Origin of the sequence: Rufibacter aurantiacus, from assembly GCF_017916345.1 — a bacterium.
In the GTDB taxonomy this organism is placed as follows: domain Bacteria; phylum Bacteroidota; class Bacteroidia; order Cytophagales; family Hymenobacteraceae; genus Nibribacter; species Nibribacter roseolus.
Genome location: NZ_JAFMSV010000002.1, coordinates 611,081 through 626,892 on the forward strand (window position 1 = coordinate 611,081; position 15,812 = coordinate 626,892).

General features: G+C 53.7%; 13 protein-coding genes. 5 read left to right on the plus strand and 8 right to left on the minus strand.

The genetic code is table 11. The features are described 5' to 3' along the window. Positions 1–67 precede the first annotated feature (67 nt). The 3 genes from J3P34_RS07965 (at position 68) to J3P34_RS07975 (ending at position 3,042) form a co-directional block, all read left to right on the plus strand. Entirely contained in the window at positions 68–625 is a 558-nt protein-coding gene (locus J3P34_RS07965) for an NUDIX hydrolase (RefSeq protein WP_210487701.1), read from the plus strand. 260 nt (positions 626–885) lie between these two features. Beyond that, a complete protein-coding gene (locus tag J3P34_RS07970; protein WP_210463591.1) occupies positions 886–1,383 on the plus strand; it encodes a Pycsar system effector family protein in 498 nt (165 codons plus the stop codon). A gap of 192 nt (positions 1,384–1,575) precedes the next feature. Continuing rightward, positions 1,576–3,042: a glycoside hydrolase 5 family protein gene (locus J3P34_RS07975; RefSeq protein WP_246853594.1), complete on the plus strand. Its 1,467-nt coding sequence runs from the start codon at positions 1,576–1,578 to the stop codon at positions 3,040–3,042. Between the two features lie 271 nt (positions 3,043–3,313). Here the strand turns inward: J3P34_RS07975 and J3P34_RS07980 are convergent, their stop codons facing one another. The 3 genes from J3P34_RS07980 to J3P34_RS07990 all read right to left on the minus strand — a co-directional run bounded on the left by J3P34_RS07980 (position 3,314) and on the right by J3P34_RS07990 (position 6,196). Further along, a complete protein-coding gene (locus J3P34_RS07980) occupies positions 3,314–3,598 on the minus strand; it encodes a hypothetical protein (protein WP_210487703.1) in 285 nt (94 codons plus the stop codon). Positions 3,599–3,918: 320 nt separating this feature from the next. Continuing rightward, positions 3,919–5,244: an inositol-3-phosphate synthase gene (locus J3P34_RS07985; protein ID WP_210487706.1), complete on the minus strand. Its 1,326-nt coding sequence runs from the start codon at positions 5,242–5,244 to the stop codon at positions 3,919–3,921. A 349-nt stretch (positions 5,245–5,593) separates the two neighbouring features. Further along, positions 5,594–6,196, minus strand: a complete 603-nt coding sequence (locus J3P34_RS07990) for a histidine phosphatase family protein (protein WP_210487708.1) — start codon at positions 6,194–6,196, stop codon at positions 5,594–5,596. A gap of 268 nt (positions 6,197–6,464) precedes the next feature. Here J3P34_RS07990 and J3P34_RS07995 point away from each other — a divergent pair, with 268 nt between their 5' ends. Together J3P34_RS07995 and J3P34_RS08000 are read left to right on the plus strand one after the other, a co-directional pair. Then, on the plus strand, positions 6,465–7,655 hold the full coding sequence (locus J3P34_RS07995) for a polysaccharide pyruvyl transferase family protein (RefSeq protein WP_210487710.1): 1,191 nt from the start codon (positions 6,465–6,467) through the stop codon (positions 7,653–7,655). Continuing rightward, positions 7,652–9,040 carry a Coenzyme F420 hydrogenase/dehydrogenase, beta subunit C-terminal domain gene (locus J3P34_RS08000; protein ID WP_210487712.1) on the plus strand — a complete coding sequence of 463 codons (1,389 nt, stop codon included), beginning with the start codon at positions 7,652–7,654 and terminating at the stop codon, positions 9,038–9,040. Before J3P34_RS07995 ends, J3P34_RS08000 begins: the two co-directional genes overlap by 4 nt. A 93-nt stretch (positions 9,041–9,133) precedes the next feature. Here J3P34_RS08000 and J3P34_RS08005 read toward each other — a convergent pair whose 3' ends face one another. From J3P34_RS08005 to J3P34_RS08025, 5 genes are all read right to left on the minus strand, one after another. Next, positions 9,134–10,069 carry a glycosyltransferase family protein gene (locus tag J3P34_RS08005; RefSeq protein WP_210487714.1) on the minus strand — a complete coding sequence of 312 codons (936 nt, stop codon included), beginning with the start codon at positions 10,067–10,069 and terminating at the stop codon, positions 9,134–9,136. Positions 10,070–10,173: 104 nt separating this feature from the next. Continuing rightward, the gene (locus J3P34_RS08010; RefSeq protein WP_282597077.1) at positions 10,174–11,109 is read right to left on the minus strand and encodes a glycosyl hydrolase; all 936 of its coding nucleotides are present in this window, start codon (positions 11,107–11,109) and stop codon (positions 10,174–10,176) included. Between the two features lie 214 nt (positions 11,110–11,323). Further along, positions 11,324–12,112 (minus strand): alpha/beta hydrolase, encoded by a 789-nt coding sequence (locus tag J3P34_RS08015; protein ID WP_210487716.1) that lies wholly within the window; start codon positions 12,110–12,112, stop codon positions 11,324–11,326. Between the two features lie 222 nt (positions 12,113–12,334). Then, on the minus strand, positions 12,335–14,746 hold the full coding sequence (locus tag J3P34_RS08020) for a hypothetical protein (RefSeq protein WP_210487719.1): 2,412 nt from the start codon (positions 14,744–14,746) through the stop codon (positions 12,335–12,337). A gap of 4 nt (positions 14,747–14,750) precedes the next feature. Continuing rightward, on the minus strand, positions 14,751–15,794 hold the full coding sequence (locus J3P34_RS08025; RefSeq protein WP_210487721.1) for a DUF4249 domain-containing protein: 1,044 nt from the start codon (positions 15,792–15,794) through the stop codon (positions 14,751–14,753). Positions 15,795–15,812: the final 18 nt, after the last annotated feature.

The window sequence follows — 15,812 nt, forward strand, 5'->3', positions numbered from 1 at the left end:
GTTTTTGGCTTTCTTTCTGGAAAGAAAGCCAAAAACGAGCATCTTTGTTTTCATTTAGTTTAAAGTCATGCCTTACCCCCGCCCCTGGCGATTGCTTAGCTCCCAGATCGCCTTCAAACACAAATGGTACACCCTACGCCGCGATGAGGTGGAACTGCCCAGCGGCCACGTGGTAGATGATTTCTTTGTAAGCGAGCGCCCCGACGGCGCCTATGTCTTCCCCATTACGGAAACGAACGAGGTGCTTTTTGTGCGCCAGTACAAGCACGCCGCCGGCAAGATTTTCTTGGAGCTGCCCGCCGGCTCCTTCTACCCAGACCAGGAACAGGCCCAGGACGCCGCCACCCGCGAACTGCTGGAAGAAACCGGCGCCGTACTTACGCAGGAGATGGTGCCGCTGGGCGTGCTGCATGACAACCCGGCCAAAGACACCAGCCGCATCCATCTTTTCCTAGCCCAGAATGTACGCGTGGAGCAGGAACAGGCCTTAGACGTCACCGAGGAGATTGAGGTGGTACGGGTGCCGCTGGACCAAGTGCTGCCCAAGGTGCTGAACGGAGAGATCTGCGTTTCAGGCTCGGTGTCTCTGTGCTTTCTGGCGCTGCGGCATCTACAGGCGTTATAGCGAAAACCGGGGAAGCAATCTCATCGACGGAGCCGCGAAAGAAATTACCCCTAGATCTCAACCACAGCACCAAAACTAAGTATAGGGAAATGTAACCGCGGAAGAACTCTGGCAGCTCAGCCTTCTGCAGGTCTGCGGTTACGTTTATCCCCACCATACTAAAAGACCGCAGCGCAATGGCTGAAGTGAACGAGGGTGCACTCCCTGAAGGAAAAAAGAAAAAAGATAAGGCACAGAAAACCCAGCGGGGCACAGAAACCATGTTCCGGATCACGGCCGCGAACCAGATGCGGCTCAGTGACATGGCAGACAACAAGGCGCATATTCTGCTTACCATCAACTCTATCATTGTGTCTATCCTGCTGTCGGTGCTGTTCAGGAAACTGGACACGGAACCCCAGCTCATTGTGCCGGCCATCCTGTTTCTTTTCACCTCCCTTTGCACCATGGTGCTGGCTATTCTGGTAACCATGCCCCGCATTAAGAAAGACCAGCCCAACCGGGATTTGAGCAAAGACAAGATTAACCTCATGTTCTTCGGAGATTTCCACAGCATCAGCCTTCTGGAATATGAAGAAGGCATCACTGAGATGATGTCTAACCCCAAAACACTGTACGGCAGCATGATCAAAGACAACTACCACCTGGGTGTGGTGCTGCAGAAGAAATACACCAGCCTGCGGTTTGCCTACATCTTCTTCATGGTGGGCTTTGTGGTGTCGGTGATCTCCTTCGTGATCACGCAGTTGTTCTACTAAACACCTGGCCATATCATAGTACAGTATTTATTCATCATCCCCAACCTTCCTCTTTACGTTAAACCATGCCGGGCTAATTCTATTTTCGCCGGTAAGAATATTGTCCCATATCCCAAGACCTTTAAACCAAAGCATCAGTTGGGTACACCCTCCTATGCTTAGGATTAACCGATATATAGCAAGCAAAGAATCATGCGTCAAGCCTCCATCTTAAAACCTGCTCCTGCTTCTAAGATTTCCAACCCACTCAAAATCGCTTCCCTGCCCTGGATCCAAGTGGCTCCAGACGCCCCCTATTTTATCACCGAGGACGGTCAGCCCTGGACGCCCGTGGGCCAGAACGATGCCATTACCTGGCCCGAGCTGGAAGGCTTATTCCGCCGGAAGAATCTGGCCGCCGTGGAAGAATACCTGGCCTATCTCGCAGAGCACGGCGTAACCTGCCTTCGCCTCATGCTGGAATACGCCCAGGTAAAGCACCGCTACTTTGAGAAACCGGCGGGTACTTTCAACCCTAGTATGGTCAAACTCTGGGACGATCTTTTCGCACTCTGTGCTAAGTACGGCCTCCGCATCCTGCTCACGCCCTATGACACCTTCTGGATGTGGCTTAAGTGGAAGTACCACCCTTACAACAAAAGCCTGGGTGGCCCCTGCGCCACCCGAGGCCAGTGGCTTCTATGCCCAGATACTATGGCCGTTATCAAGGCGCGGCTCACGTTTGTGGTGGAGCGCTGGGGCGGCAGCGGTGTGCTCTTTGCCTGGGACCTCTGGAACGAGATGCACCCGGCCCACATGGGCAACAATTCAGAGGGTTTCTCCCGGGTAGCTACCGAGCTGAGCGAGCACGTGCGCGAACTGGAACTGCGCCTCTACGGCCGTTCCCACCCCCAGACCGTGTCTATCTTCGGGCCTATCCTGCACACGCACCCAGACACCGCCGATACCATTTTCCGGCACCCTTTGCTTGATTTCGCCAGCACCCACTTCTATGATGCCAAGACCATTGACTACCCCAAGAACACGGTAGACTCGGCCATTAAGGTAGGCGAACTGGTACGCGAGGCCCTGGAACACGCCCCCGATAACCGCCCTTTCTTTGACTCTGAGCACGGCCCCATTCACCTGTTCAAAGACAAAAAGCACACCCTTGCCCCCGAGTTTGACGATGAGTATTTCCGGCACATCCAATGGGCGCACCTGGCCTCTGGCGCAGCCGGCGGCGGCATGCGCTGGCCCAACCGCCATCCGCATACTCTCACGCCCGGCATGCGCGTGGCCCAGAAGAACATGACCGGTTTCCTGGAGCTCATCCATTGGCCCACTTTCCGGCGCAAGAACCTGAACCAGGAGATCAAGGTCTCAGAACCCTCCTTCGCGGTGTTCGGCTGCGCCGATGACCGACAAGGCGTGGTTTGGCTTCTTAGAAAAGACGCACTTTACCAACGCAAGCGCTTAATGGATCCCAATGCTTCTGTTCTCACATTACAAGTGCAGATCCCTGGCCTGCAAGATGGCCGTTACCAGATTACCACCTGGAACACCTTGGAAGGCAAGATGCGGGAACAGTTTCAAGTTGAAGCCCAGGATGGCAATTGCAGTTTCTCCATCCCGGAAGTACGCACTGATGTAGCTGTGGCGGTGGTGAAAGTATCTTGAAGTTTGGCCCAAGCACTGAGTTGTTAATCACAGCAGATATAGGCAAGCACGCATTTCGTCCCCCTTGGAAGGGGGTAGGGGGATGACAAGGCCGTTTGTAGAACCATTGGCTTTGCTACAGAGCGGAGACTTCAATGGTGCTTCTCCTGCAAGGGCAACCACAAGGGATTGCCCCTACATATCAGGAATGCGTAACCTGCACGAGTAATCATCCCCCCTACCCCCTTCAAAGGGAGACGGAATGCGTGTATGATAAATCCCAATATGTGAATCAAAGGACCGCTTTCACCAGTTGCTCCCATTCCTCCTGCAACGTGCCGGAGGGCCTTTTTTGGCCCGCGCGATTGTACCAGTAATCAGCGTTCCAGAGGTCACCTTCTTTGCGGTGGAGGTAAGCGTGAATCCAGGCGGCGTTTTTATCCGGTAAATCCTGGATCAGTTCATGTGCTTCTTTCCAGTTATTTTGGGCATCATGCCACAGCGCCTGCAGGTAGACGGAAGCTCCTGCCGGGGGCATTGGCGCGGAGATGCTTTGCTGGAAAGTGGTAAAGTCCATTTGGCTTCTGCTTTTCTAGAGTTGCGGGTGGTTTGCCTGGCTACAATTTACTTAGTATTTCCCTTCGTTTACGGAAAAAAAATAGCTCCTTTGTTTTAAAGCCAATTTCATGAAAACGGCTTTAAAACAAAGGAGCTATTGCTATTAGTTAAGGTTTAACTCAGGTTTTTATCGTCCTGGAACGATCCTGCTGGCAGAGGGAAAACCGCTTGGTTTTTGCTTTTCAAGTTGGCCCACAAGATCCTTCCAGGATGACAAAAGATATAAAGACAAGAATCCTGGTTTAGAATTCTAAACCAGGATTCTTGTAAAAAATCAGCTTACATTGCCTCTACAAGATCCTGGTAGTAGTCCATACCCAGATGCGTGATGAGGTCCTCGCCCATCATGTGGCGAAGGGTATTCTGCAGTTTGATCAATTGCTTGAAAATATCGTGCTCAGGGTTGAGGCCCTCGGCGGTTTGCGGTGACTTGAAATAGAAAGACAACCATTCCTGGATGCCAGACATACCGGCTCTTTTGGCCAGGTCACTGAACAGGGCCAGGTCAAGGACTAATGGCGCGGCCAAAATGGAGTCACGGCACAGGAAGTTGATCTTGATCTGCATCTGGTAGCCTAACCATCCGAAGATGTCAATGTTGTCCCAGCTCTCTTTGTTGTCGCCGTGGGGTGGGTAGTAGTTGATGCGCACTTTGTGGTACATATCGCCGTACAGCTCGGGGTTGGACTCGGGACGGAAGATCTCGTCCAGCACGCTCAGCTTGGAGACCTCTTTCGTTTTGAAGTTCTCGGGCGCGTCTAAAACCAACCCGTCGCGGTTACCTAAGATGTTAGAGGAGAACCAGCCTTTCACGCCCAAAGCACGGGCGTGCAGACCTGGGGCCAGGATGGTTTTCATCAACGTCTGACCGGTTTTGAAATCCTTACCTCCAATTGGGGTATCGGTTTGCTTGGCAAGTTCAATCAGCGCAGGGATATCGCAGGTAAGGTTCGGGGCTCCGTTCATGAACGGCACGCCCAGTTTGATGGCGGCGTAGGCGTAGATCATTGATGGCGCGATGGCCGGATCATTGTTCTGCAGCCCTGCTTCAAAAGCCTCAATACTTTGGTGAACCTCAGATTCCTCAATGTACTTCTCGGTGGAACCGCACCACACCATCACCAGGCGGGCGCAGTCGTTGGCTTCCTTGAAGTTCTCAATGTCGTCCATCAGGGCCTTGGCCAGCTCGGCTTTGGTGGCCGCCTCCTTGATGTGGTCGCCGTCCAGGTTAGCGATATAGGCCTTGTCAAAAACCGCTTTCATGGGCTTAATGGCTTCTAACTCGGCTTTCACGGCGTGCAGCATCATGGGCTCCAATACCTTGGCTTTCATAGCGGCCTCAAACACGTTGTCTGAGTACACGTCCCAGCCCCCGAAAACAATATCATTCAGATCAGCCAGCGGAACAAACTCTTTGATTTTAGGATACCGGTTCTCGGTGCGTTTTCCTAACCTGATGCTTCCCATCTGGGTGAGGGAACCAACCGGCTGCGCCAGATCCTTTTTAACGGCTTCTACCCCGGCAATGAGGGTGGTGGCCACGGCGCCTAAACCGGGCATCAACAAACCTAGTTTTCCTTCTGCTTTTTCTACGACATTATGCATGTAACACGAGTTTATGGGTGGGTAATAAAGAGTGTAGTATTAGGTTATAAGCTACTGGTGGTGTCTCCCATCGGCCTTGGCTTTTGAGAGAAGATGTTTTCAATTCACCTCGGTTCTGGCATCAATTGTAGTTTGGCAGGCACAGACCCGAGGCAGGTAAAAGACAAATTCTTTTTCTCTTGCCGTTTTCAAAAAACAGCCCGTAAACGAAAACATCAATGGTATGCGATAAGACAAGGGTAATGTAAATGACCGCGGCTGAGGGCTCTAAAAGAAGGTTTTACCTGGTTTTCACCTGTAGGCCAAGCTTTGTACCACCGCTTTAACCCGCATTACTCCATTTACCGCTTTAAGGTTTTAATTCTCCGGTGTCATTTATTAGCAGAATCCGAGCGGTTTCTTCGTAAACTTCAATTATGCTCACTGAGGCCGGATTGATCTCCAGGCGCTGGAACATGTCCAGATGAACGCCGGCGTAATAGGCCACCGCGGCTTTGATCAAATCTGAATGGCTTACCACCGCCACCGTTCCGTGTGGGTGCTGCGCACAAAGTTTCTGCAGCCCCGCAATGACACGGGCTTGCGCCTCCAGCATCAGCTCACCACCCGGAATGCGGGTCACGCTTCTGAAGGAATTGAACCGTTGAAATTGCTGGTCGCCACTCAGCTCCTCAAAAGTGCAATTGGTCCACTCCCCGAAATTTATCTCCAGGAAATCCTCCATGGGAATGGTTTGCAGCTGCTGCGCCTGGGCAACGAAATCGGCGGTCTGCAGGGTGCGCTCCAGAGGGCTGCTGTAAAGCGCGTCAACGGGAAAATTAGCCAATCTTTGGGCCAGCTGCTGCGCCTGCGCCACTCCTTCCTCGTTCAGGAAAACACCCGGCGTGCGGCCAGATAAACGTTTGCCCACTGAGTCTGTGGTGGCGTGGCGGATCAATAAAATTTTGGTCATGTAGTCTGTTTTTGAAAGCGCGGGCGTGCAGTTTAGCGCCTGTTTTTTGAAATGCAAGGCAAAAAAGCAAAGGAAAATTTTAGCCGTGTCTTTAAACGGCCAAAGCCGCAAACCGTTTTCTTTGAGTAACCCTGCTTCCTGCCTTTTGCCTCCATTTATTCCCGGTTAATCTTCTGGTTTGAGGTTCTGCACTTTAAGACAAACACGCTGCCCCAGTGGCAATTTAAGGAGATGAATATATAACCTAAACCAAATGTATGCCGTTGGCATGAATTACCATTTCCCGGGTGTGGGCTGTGCCTACAGCGCAGCCTGCCGGCCCGGCTTCTACCCTTATTTCAGAAAAGCTTTGGAGAACCTACAACATAAGAACGTTTTAAAGATCGGGGTCCTGACCTTTCACCGCTGTATCAACTATGGAAGTTACTGGCAGGCCCGTTGCCTGGCCGAGGGGCTGCAGGCGCGCGGCCACGAAGCCGTGATCCTGGACCACGACTCTAAGCGGGTGAACTTGGTAGAATGGAAATGCGCTTTCCAGCCGGTGTTGCCTACGCCGGTACCCGCGTCTGACCGCCCATTGTACCGCGAGAAAATCAGAAAATTCTTCCGCGTTTTTGATACCCTGCCCCTATCGCCCCGCTTCCCGCTGGAAGACCCCAGCCAGATGGAGAACTACGATGTGGTGGTAGTAGGCAGTGATGAGGTCTGGAACCTCTCGCACCCTTGGTACGGCTGCTGCCCCTTGTTCTACGGCGATGGCCTGAAAACCCAGCACCTGATCTCGTACGCCGCCAGTTTCGGAAATTATGACGCCTCCTGGGGCATGCACCCTTTCTGGGCCGATAAGCTGCGCAACTTTGAGTCCATCTCCGTGCGCGACGCCAATTCCCAAACTATCATCAAAGACGCCCTGGGCTTTGAGCCCGAGATGGTGCTGGACCCTTGCCTGCAGTTCCCCATCATACCGGAGGACCGTGACCACGAGTTGCTGCAGAAACCCTACATTGCGGTCTACGGTCATAACTTTTCAGAATCATTCGCCCGCGAGATCAGGCAGTACGCCGATAGCCGGAACCTGCCGCTCATCAGTTTCGGGTACCGCAACGACTTCGCCGACGAGCAGTGGATCACCACAGATCCGCATGACTTCGCGCATTTCATGGCCAAAGCAGAAGCCGTGGCCACCAATTTTTTCCATGGCTGCGTCTTTGCCCTGCGCAACGCCAAACCGTTCGTGTGTGAGTCATCGCCGTACCGCAGGCATAAATTGCAGGGCCTTATGGCCAAGATAGGCGGCGAGCATCACCTGCTACCCGAGGGCTCAGATTACGCCCAGTACGAGACCTTGCTGAGTACCCCTTTGAACCCGCAGATCACGCAGAAGATTGAGCAGCTGCGGCAAACCTCCAATGCGTACCTTGATAGGGCGCTGGCGTTAAAACAAGTTCAATACGCATGAAAGACCTGCTGAGCCCCCGTGATATTGTCAAGTCTGGTCTGTGCATTGGCTGCGGCAGCTGTGTGGCCCAGGCCAACCTGCCAGACACCCAGATGGACTTTGACGCCTACGGCCAACTGAAACCTCAGGGGCCTAACTCCTGGTACAAACGTGAGTCTGCTAGTTTCACCAGAACCTGCCCGTTCTCGCCGGGGTCCAGAAACGAAGATTACCTGGGTGCCCACCTCTTCCCCACTGCCCCCATACTGGACAATGCCATGGGGCGTTTCCAGGCGGCGTACGTGGGCCACGTGTCTGAGGAGGATTTCAGAATGCAGGGTAGTTCCGGGGGAATGGTCACCTGGGTAGCCACTGAGCTCATGCGCCAGGGCCTCATTGACGGTGTGGCCCACGTGATCGCCACCCAAGACCCGCAGGAGGACGGCCGCTACTTCCGCTACCGCATCGCACGCACCGAGGCTGAGATCCGTGAGGGGGCCAAGTCACGCTATTACCCCATTGAACTGTCTGAGGTGCTTTCTTTGATCAGGGAGGTGCCGGGTCGTTACGCCGTGGTGGGCATTCCGTGCTTTATCAAGGCGATCCAACTGCTGCGCCAGGAAAACCCCATGTACCGCGAGCGCATCCAGTACACCCTGGGGCTTTTCTGCGGCCACATGAAGAGTGCCCGTTTTGTGGAGAGTTTTGCCTGGCAGATGAACGTGCCGGTAAACCAGGTTGAACGGGTAGAGTACCGCCAGAAAGACCCCAACCGACCAGCCAACTGGTACAACGCCAAACTCACCCTCCGCGACGGCAGTAGTGTGAACCGCGACTGGTGGCACCTGGCTGATGGGGATTGGGGCGCAGGCTTCTACATGAACTCGGCCTGCAATTACTGCGATGACGTGGTGGCAGAGACCTCAGACATCTCCTTCGGCGATGCCTGGGTGGAACCGTATTCCTCCGATGGCCGCGGCACGAACGTAGTGGTGGTCCGCTCGCCACTGGTAGACCAGCTGGTGACCAATGCTATCCAGGCAGGGCGCCTGCAACTGGAGCCGGTAGATGCCCGCTTTGTGGAGCAGACCCAGGCCGCCGGCTTCCGGCAACGCCGCGAAGGTCTAGCTTACCGTCTCACCTGGCCCCGCAGCGGCGTACAACCCCGCAAACGCGTCACCCCAGACGACAAAACTCCCACTGCCCAGCGCAAGCTAATTTACCGCATGCGCTATTACCTTTCCATGGGTAGCCACAAGATGTTCAGGCTGGCCCGCCAACTGGACGCCCCTAAACTGTACATCAACTGGGCCGCAATGGCTTTGGCAGCGTATCATGGGTTTGCCTATCACCAGGGTAAGCTTGGTGAGATAAAGAACCGGTATAAACAGTTGAAAGGAGAATAAAAAAAGCGGAGGGGAAACCCTCCGCTTTTTTTATTGCATAGTTTTAGGCCTCCTTTTCTAAAAGCAGGCCTAAAACTATGCACCTTCAACTTCTTACTTCGCCACCTGCACTTCCTTTGTAAGCTTTTCCAGCTCAACTACTACCCGGTTGATCACGCCTGTCCAGTCATCGGCTACTTCTTGCCGAAAGAGGCGCATGGAAGGGTACCAGGGGCTGTCTTCGCGGTCATCCATCCAGCGCCAGTCTGCGTTGGCGTGCAGCAGGGTCCAGACGGGAACGTTGAGGGCACCGGCCAGGTGAGCAGGCATGGAATCTACGGTAAGGAGCAGGTCCAAACCTTTGATAACGCGCCCGTAATCATACAAACTGAACTCCCCGGGATGGATACCGAAACCTTCCTGCCAACCGGCGTTGGCGGCATTCTCCTGGAGGATATAGAGGTTGATGCCTGGCACCTCGGCCAGCGGCCGCAGAAAATCAAACGGAATAGACCGATGCGGATTCCAGTCGCCGGGTTTCCAGACCAGGCCTACGTTCAGTTTCTCCTGATTGCCGGGAAGCGGCAGGTGCTCTACCTGGAGGTAAGGAATCTGGGATGGAATGGTGTCCAGGGTGGTCCTGAAGATGTGCGTCAATTCCATGACCTCCACGTCCACATCATACTCCACCTCAGGAGTCCCGTCATGCAGGGGCAAGAGCTTATCTATGGAGGGAATGGTTTCCAGTAGCGGGATCAATGGTGCCTGGGCCCACACAATAACTTCTTTAGCGATGGCTTTGATGAGCGGCGCGAACCGGATGAACTGGATGGTGTCGCCCAGGCCGTGGTAGCAGCGCACCAGCACCCGTTTACCTTGCAAAGAGGAGCCGTCCCAGACGTATTGGAAGTGGCGGGGCCAGTGCCAGCAGGGTTTTCCGGCGCGCTCTTTCAGAACGGCATCGCTGTGCTTCCAAGCTTCTTCAAACGTACCCCGGCGCATGTTTAGCATCCAAACATCGGGGGTTTCTTCCTGGGTTTCCTGGCTCATAAGGCGGTTGATATTTTCTTGAAATGAAGCATCTCTGTTTAGGCCCTGTTTTAGAGAAAACGGACGTTAAACAGAGATGCTTTACAGAATTCAGATAAAAGGTACTAGGCGTAACGGCGCATCATAAGGGCGCAGAAATCAGCGAACTCCTCAATATGCTGGGGCGGGCTGGTATGGTGCGGCTGTACGCCTTTGTGCTCTGGGGTGAAGCAGAAGGTGGCGGTCACGTCAAACTCATCCAGCTTCTTCATGACGTGGTCAAACCACTTCTCGGCATCCGGACGCAGCCAATCGGCCCAGCTCAGGCCGGTTCGCAGCTTCTTCACGCCCAGGTTGCGGAGGTGCTGTACGGCATCGTCCAGGCGGTGGTCTTCAAAGTGGAACCACTGGCAGATCCCGAACTCAGGGGTGTAGTCAGCGAAGTGTTTATGAGCGATTTTTGGGGTTCCGTCTTCCTTGAGCAAGCCCATGTGGAAGTGGCGGTAGTAAGAAGAACCCTCAGCCTCGCGGTGGCGCGTGGTGGCTTCCCAGGCCTGCGGCAGGTCATAGAGGCTGTACCAGAAAGCGCGGTCCACGCGGCCCATCAACAACTCGGCGGTACGGCGCAACCCAAATTCCTGCACTTCCTCGGCCCCGAATGAAGAAATCCCCACTTCGGTTACCCACACGGGCAAATTGGTGACGGCTTCAATCTCAGCGATTTTATCGGGCCACTCGTTGATGTTCCAGAGGTTCCAGTCCAGCGGGAAACCGTGCACGGCTACGGCATCAAGGTCTTCCAGGGTACCATGCCGTTCCAAAGTCTTGATGAAATGCGGATCAATAGGCGAGATACCTCCTAACACGCGGGTAATCTCGGGCTTCTCGGCTTTACAGGCTTTGGCAGCCAGTCTCACCATTTCCCCGAAAATCTTCCATTCGGGGTCAATCTCGTAAGCCCAGTGTGATTTGTTGTTTGGTTCGTTCCAGAATTTAACTGCTTCTATCATAGTTTCATACGTAGCCTGCGCCTCACGGGTAAACGGCACGCGTTCAGGCATTAAGGGGTTTGAGTAGCGGTGTTTTTAGGCTGGAAAGGGCTTTTAATTAGTGCCTGGCACAGCCCTCCAACTGACAAGATTCAATTCATTAAGATCACCGAATATCGTAGAATCTGAATTATTGCCTACTACGAGCTACAAAGCTGGCCGTTGTCTCTTCTTAGAAAAATGCAGGAAAGGAGACACCCCAAAAAACCTCTCCAGAAACAAGCGATCACCGGAGGACCTGCCTGATTTCACTCATGTACTGCGGATGGGTGCTCATGCCGTTATGGCTCTGGCCCTTCAGGATGATGGCTTTATCTGTTGGTTTCAGCCATTGGTGTAATTTCACCGATGATTCGTAGTCTATGATTTCATCCTGCTCGCAGTGGAAAATGACCACGGGCATGGTACACTTTGGCAGGTACTGGTACGTCTCAAATTTATACTTCAGGATAAACGTGGGAATGATGGGCAACCGCCGCCTCATGAGCTCTGTGACGCTATAATACGGAGCCTGCAGAATCAACCTACCGGGGCGGTTCTCGGCGGCAAGCTTGGTGGCCGGGCCGGTGCCAATGGAATACCCCAACACGATGATCTGGCTTTCATCATATCGGGTTTTCAGCAGGTCATAGGCGGTCTGCACGTCCTGGTAGAATTGCTCCTGGCTTTTGATTTTGCCTTCGCTTTTTCCAAATCCGCGGTAATCCAGCATGAACACATCATACTGCAGATCAGTATAAATCTCGGCTACAATCCCCCAACTGGCCAGGGAACCGGCGTTGCCGTGCAGGTAGTAAATCACGCCTTTGGACTTCTCTGCCTTGAACAGCAGGGCATTCAGCAAGAGGTTATCCGGGGTTTTAATGCTGATTTCCTCAAACTTCTGCCCAAATTTGAATCTGTAATCTTTCCCGTACTTTACAGGAAAGTAAATAAGCTTCTCCTGGAAGAAATACAGCAGCCCGCAGATAGCCACGTACAACAGGGCCACTATTTTAATAATGGATAACAGCATCGGTTTCACAGGTTCAGGAGACCAAAAAGGACAATACGTTTCTGCCGGTTGGTTGGCTGTATGGAATCACCCTCAGGTATAGCCGCAAAAGTAATCAGGAAAGACCAGGAGAATGCCTGACCTTACCTGATTTATACTTTAGATGGCTATCTCTTCACAACCACCAGGTTTGCCTTAAGTTTTAAAAGGACGTGGTAGCAGAGATACGTAACTTTTCCTGGGCTACAGGTTTGGGGTGATAGAGAACCGCAGGTATTGGGTGCCTAGAGACCCGGTTTTGGTGAACGCCTCCACTTCTATCTCAAACTCCCCAATGTCATCTGAGGTGTAGAAACTGATGGTTCCCTGCCCTTTGGCATCTGTGGCAACAGTTGGCGCCCAGAAAAGCATGCTCCTTAGATCTGGCGCCGGCGAGGGAATATTGTATTCATAGGAAGGCACCTTGAAAGGATGCATAGGCGCTATTCCGGCCCAGGCCAGGGTCTGGTTGTTCTGGAACTCGGCTGGTTTTGGATGCGGGGCATTGGTGGTGATAGACAGCACCCCGTGGCGCGCTATCATACCTAGGTTTCTGAGTTTGCGCTGGGCATAAAACAAGTCTATCTTCTTGATGGCAGTGCCGGGCAGTTGCAGCATCCAGTCATTGTTCAAGGTGGGTACTCCGTCAATAAAATAAAGCGGATGCTCTTTGTAGCGGGCACCGTTCCGCTCAGGGGAGAAAATCCGGATGCTGCGTCCTTTATCGTTCTCCACCACACTGGCCAGCGGAATGGTTTCTTTTATCACCTCGGCCAGATCTTTGAAGGTCACATACTGACTCATGTCAAAAGCCTGGTCTGGCGTGCCCAATTCTTCCAGCAAGGCCGCGGTACTGTCCTTTTCCTGGGCAATGCCTCCCTTCACCCCGAAAAGCGCAGTGGCTTGTTTGCGCAGGGCGGTCTGTCTCAGGTACTGAGCCTCAGGCTCCGTTAAAACCAAAGGCAAGACTGTGGCCTTGGTGAAGGAAGGCAGATTTGACCAAACAAGGTTTGCGTCTTTGACCCTTTCCCCGGAGCGCAGCACCTCAAACGTGAACTGGTCTGGATGCACGAAATCAGAGGACTGAAACACAAAGCTGCCATCTGGTCCGGGGGTCTGGAGCATGGGTTCGGTGCTGCCGCGGCCAAACATCAGCAGGGTGGTAGTAGGCACCGGAGCGCCTTTGTCATCCACCACTTTCCCTTCAATTGACAAGGTAAGGGCGGTATCTGGCGGCATCTGCTGCGTTGGGCCAGCCACAAAGTTACGGAACGGCGTCTGGGCCAGCAGCGCGACTTCCAGGGTAGAATCCACCGCCGGCACCATAACTTTCGTGAAACTCTGCCGGGGAGCCACGCCCTGGAAAATCTCCCGTTCTAAAGAGGAGGCATACAGTTCCTGTGACTGCGCGCGGGGACGCACCGCAAGAGCCAGAGAGGCTTCTATCGGTTTGCCGGCTGCATCTGTCACCAGGGCAGTCACGCGCACGGGCTCCCGGCGGCCATACCTGATCCGGTCTGTTTTCAATTGGATGCGCAGTTGCCTGGGATGTTGTACCAGCACGAACCGCTGCGCCTCTACCTGCCCCTCTGCGTTGGCAACGGATAAGGTTAATAAGCCGGCCGGTAATTTCCCGTGCGGGATCATGACCTCAACGCCTTCTGCGCGGTTAAGCTTTTCCTCTGTTGCCTGAACTGTCCTGTTTCCGGCAAGCACCTTGACCTGCACTCGTTTATCGCCTCTTTTTTGAATCCAGGCCGAATTTGGCAGCAATCTTACGTGCAGCGCGCTGTCGGTTTGGGACTGCACCCGCAGGCTGATGCCCTGGGATTCTACCGCGGGGAATCTGCTTCCCTTTAGAACGGCCGTAGTGTTTTTGTTTTCCAGCACCATCTGGTACTGCTGGCCTTCCTGCGGGGTAAACTGCACCAGGGCTACTCCTTCGTGGTTTGTCTTGAATACCGTTGCGGCTCCCGCAGCACCCATGATCAGGCCTTTGGTGGCTACGCCGTTGCCTTCCTGGTCTGTGGCTTTGATGGCCAGTCTGTTCTCTACCTGCGCTACCAATTTCCCACCCTCTGGGTAGGCCTGCAAGTTTACGGCGATTGTTTTTTTCAAAGCCTCAGGATCAACTTTGGCTTTAGCGGAGGCAGGCCCCAGAATCCTTAACCTGGTCTGGAAAGCGTCTTTCTTCCCTCCGGGGATCATCGCTGGGGTGTAAGCCATTACGGCATACTGGCCGCGGGACAGCGTGTCTGGCAAGACAAAGCTGCCGGTGGCCATCCCCTGCGTGATGGGGAACCGCAGGTGCTGGGTAGTACCCGGAGCTGTCGTTTTAAACTCAATTTCCAGAATCTGGCTCTGAAACGAGGGTTGCAGGGAAGCAGCCGCGAACACGTAGGCTTTGAACCAAACGGTATCGCCACTTGCGTAGTACGGCTGGGAAAAGCGCACGTGGACCTGTTCCGGTCCTTCTCCCTCTCTGCCGGCCAATATCCCTTTCCAGGAACCAGACCGCCAGGAGGTGAACGCCATTAACGGGAGCAAAAGAAACAGGAACAACAGTGCTGGTTTAGACTTCTCCATACACTTTTTATAGGCAATGCTTGGGCTCATACTTTTACCAGAAAGGGGGGCGAATGGTAGTACTGTACTTCATGGTGAGGCAATCATCGGGGTACTTCAAGAGGGGCGGTACCACCGGCACATCTGACCGATTGATGAAGATTGCTTTTCTGGTAACCGCAGAAGCCCCGAAGAACCCATACACCGTTTCATCAGGATCAGTAATGCTGGACAGGTTGCCTCTGGGATTGGCCGGAGGCGGATCCAACACAGAACCGGTATTGCGGGTCTGACTGATGAAAACCCGCCAGAAATCATAGGCCTCGGCGGAAACTGAGTACTGGGCCACCTCTAGATGATACCGAACATTGATGTTCTCCGCCGTCAAAGGCAGGTACCCAATGATCTGGCGATAACGGTTGCCGTCAAACAAGCGGTCTTCTCCCACTTCGGTGACCTTGGTGGTATCATAAACATAACAAGTTTTGCAGCAGAGTTTGGGCATAGGAATAGGTCCATTGCCCAGCGGTGGCCAATACTCATAGTCCCAGGGCTGGGTAGATACTTCAAAAATCCCCCGCCACTCCCAGCGGTAGAAATTCTTTTCCCGGGCGGGATCGGTCACATCCACCGAGACCTCGTACCGGTAGTTGGGCGTCTCTTCCCCCTCTTTCACGGGCAGCTTTTGGAACTGCAGCTGTATGTTTTCTACCGGAGGGCTGGCGGTGAGCAATTGGGCAGTGGAGGTATAGGACCGGCCGTCTCTTAGTTTCACGTGCAGGGTGTACGCCTCGCCTACCTTTCCCCGCAATCCGCTGGGGGAGGTCTTGAAAATGCCTAACCCATGCTCCATCAATATTTCCCGTTCGCCGGTACTGCTGCTTATTTCCACCTGGGCTCTTTCCAATTCCTGGTCCTTCAACCCGGTGGGTCTTCCGTAGGGTGAGGTCATGGCGAGTTTCACGGTGTAAGGGCCGGGTTCATTCGTCACCAAGCCCTCCACCACCAGACTTCTCACGTTGGCGGGCAGTTTTAAATCAACGGGCTCTACGCAGGAGAAAAGCACGAGCGCAAGAAGCCAGAGAAAGCTATTTTTCAAATAGAGTTTATGCGTTGC

What these genes read in the sequence shown, in the direction of transcription:
- J3P34_RS07965 (WP_210487701.1), top strand. Translation starts at nt 68, where the DNA reads ATGCCTTACCCCCGCCCCTGGCGATTGCTTAGCTCCCAGATCGCCTTC.
- J3P34_RS07970 (WP_210463591.1), top strand. Translation starts at nt 886, where the DNA reads ATGTTCCGGATCACGGCCGCGAACCAGATGCGGCTCAGTGACATGGCA.
- J3P34_RS07975 (WP_246853594.1), top strand. Translation starts at nt 1,576, where the DNA reads ATGCGTCAAGCCTCCATCTTAAAACCTGCTCCTGCTTCTAAGATTTCC.
- J3P34_RS07980 (WP_210487703.1), bottom strand. Translation starts at nt 3,598, where the DNA reads ATGGACTTTACCACTTTCCAGCAAAGCATCTCCGCGCCAATGCCCCCG.
- J3P34_RS07985 (WP_210487706.1), bottom strand. Translation starts at nt 5,244, where the DNA reads ATGCATAATGTCGTAGAAAAAGCAGAAGGAAAACTAGGTTTGTTGATG.
- J3P34_RS07990 (WP_210487708.1), bottom strand. Translation starts at nt 6,196, where the DNA reads ATGACCAAAATTTTATTGATCCGCCACGCCACCACAGACTCAGTGGGC.
- J3P34_RS07995 (WP_210487710.1), top strand. Translation starts at nt 6,465, where the DNA reads ATGAATTACCATTTCCCGGGTGTGGGCTGTGCCTACAGCGCAGCCTGC.
- J3P34_RS08000 (WP_210487712.1), top strand. Translation starts at nt 7,652, where the DNA reads ATGAAAGACCTGCTGAGCCCCCGTGATATTGTCAAGTCTGGTCTGTGC.
- J3P34_RS08005 (WP_210487714.1), bottom strand. Translation starts at nt 10,069, where the DNA reads ATGAGCCAGGAAACCCAGGAAGAAACCCCCGATGTTTGGATGCTAAAC.
- J3P34_RS08010 (WP_282597077.1), bottom strand. Translation starts at nt 11,109, where the DNA reads ATGCCTGAACGCGTGCCGTTTACCCGTGAGGCGCAGGCTACGTATGAA.
- J3P34_RS08015 (WP_210487716.1), bottom strand. Translation starts at nt 12,112, where the DNA reads ATGCTGTTATCCATTATTAAAATAGTGGCCCTGTTGTACGTGGCTATC.
- J3P34_RS08020 (WP_210487719.1), bottom strand. Translation starts at nt 14,746, where the DNA reads ATGAGCCCAAGCATTGCCTATAAAAAGTGTATGGAGAAGTCTAAACCA.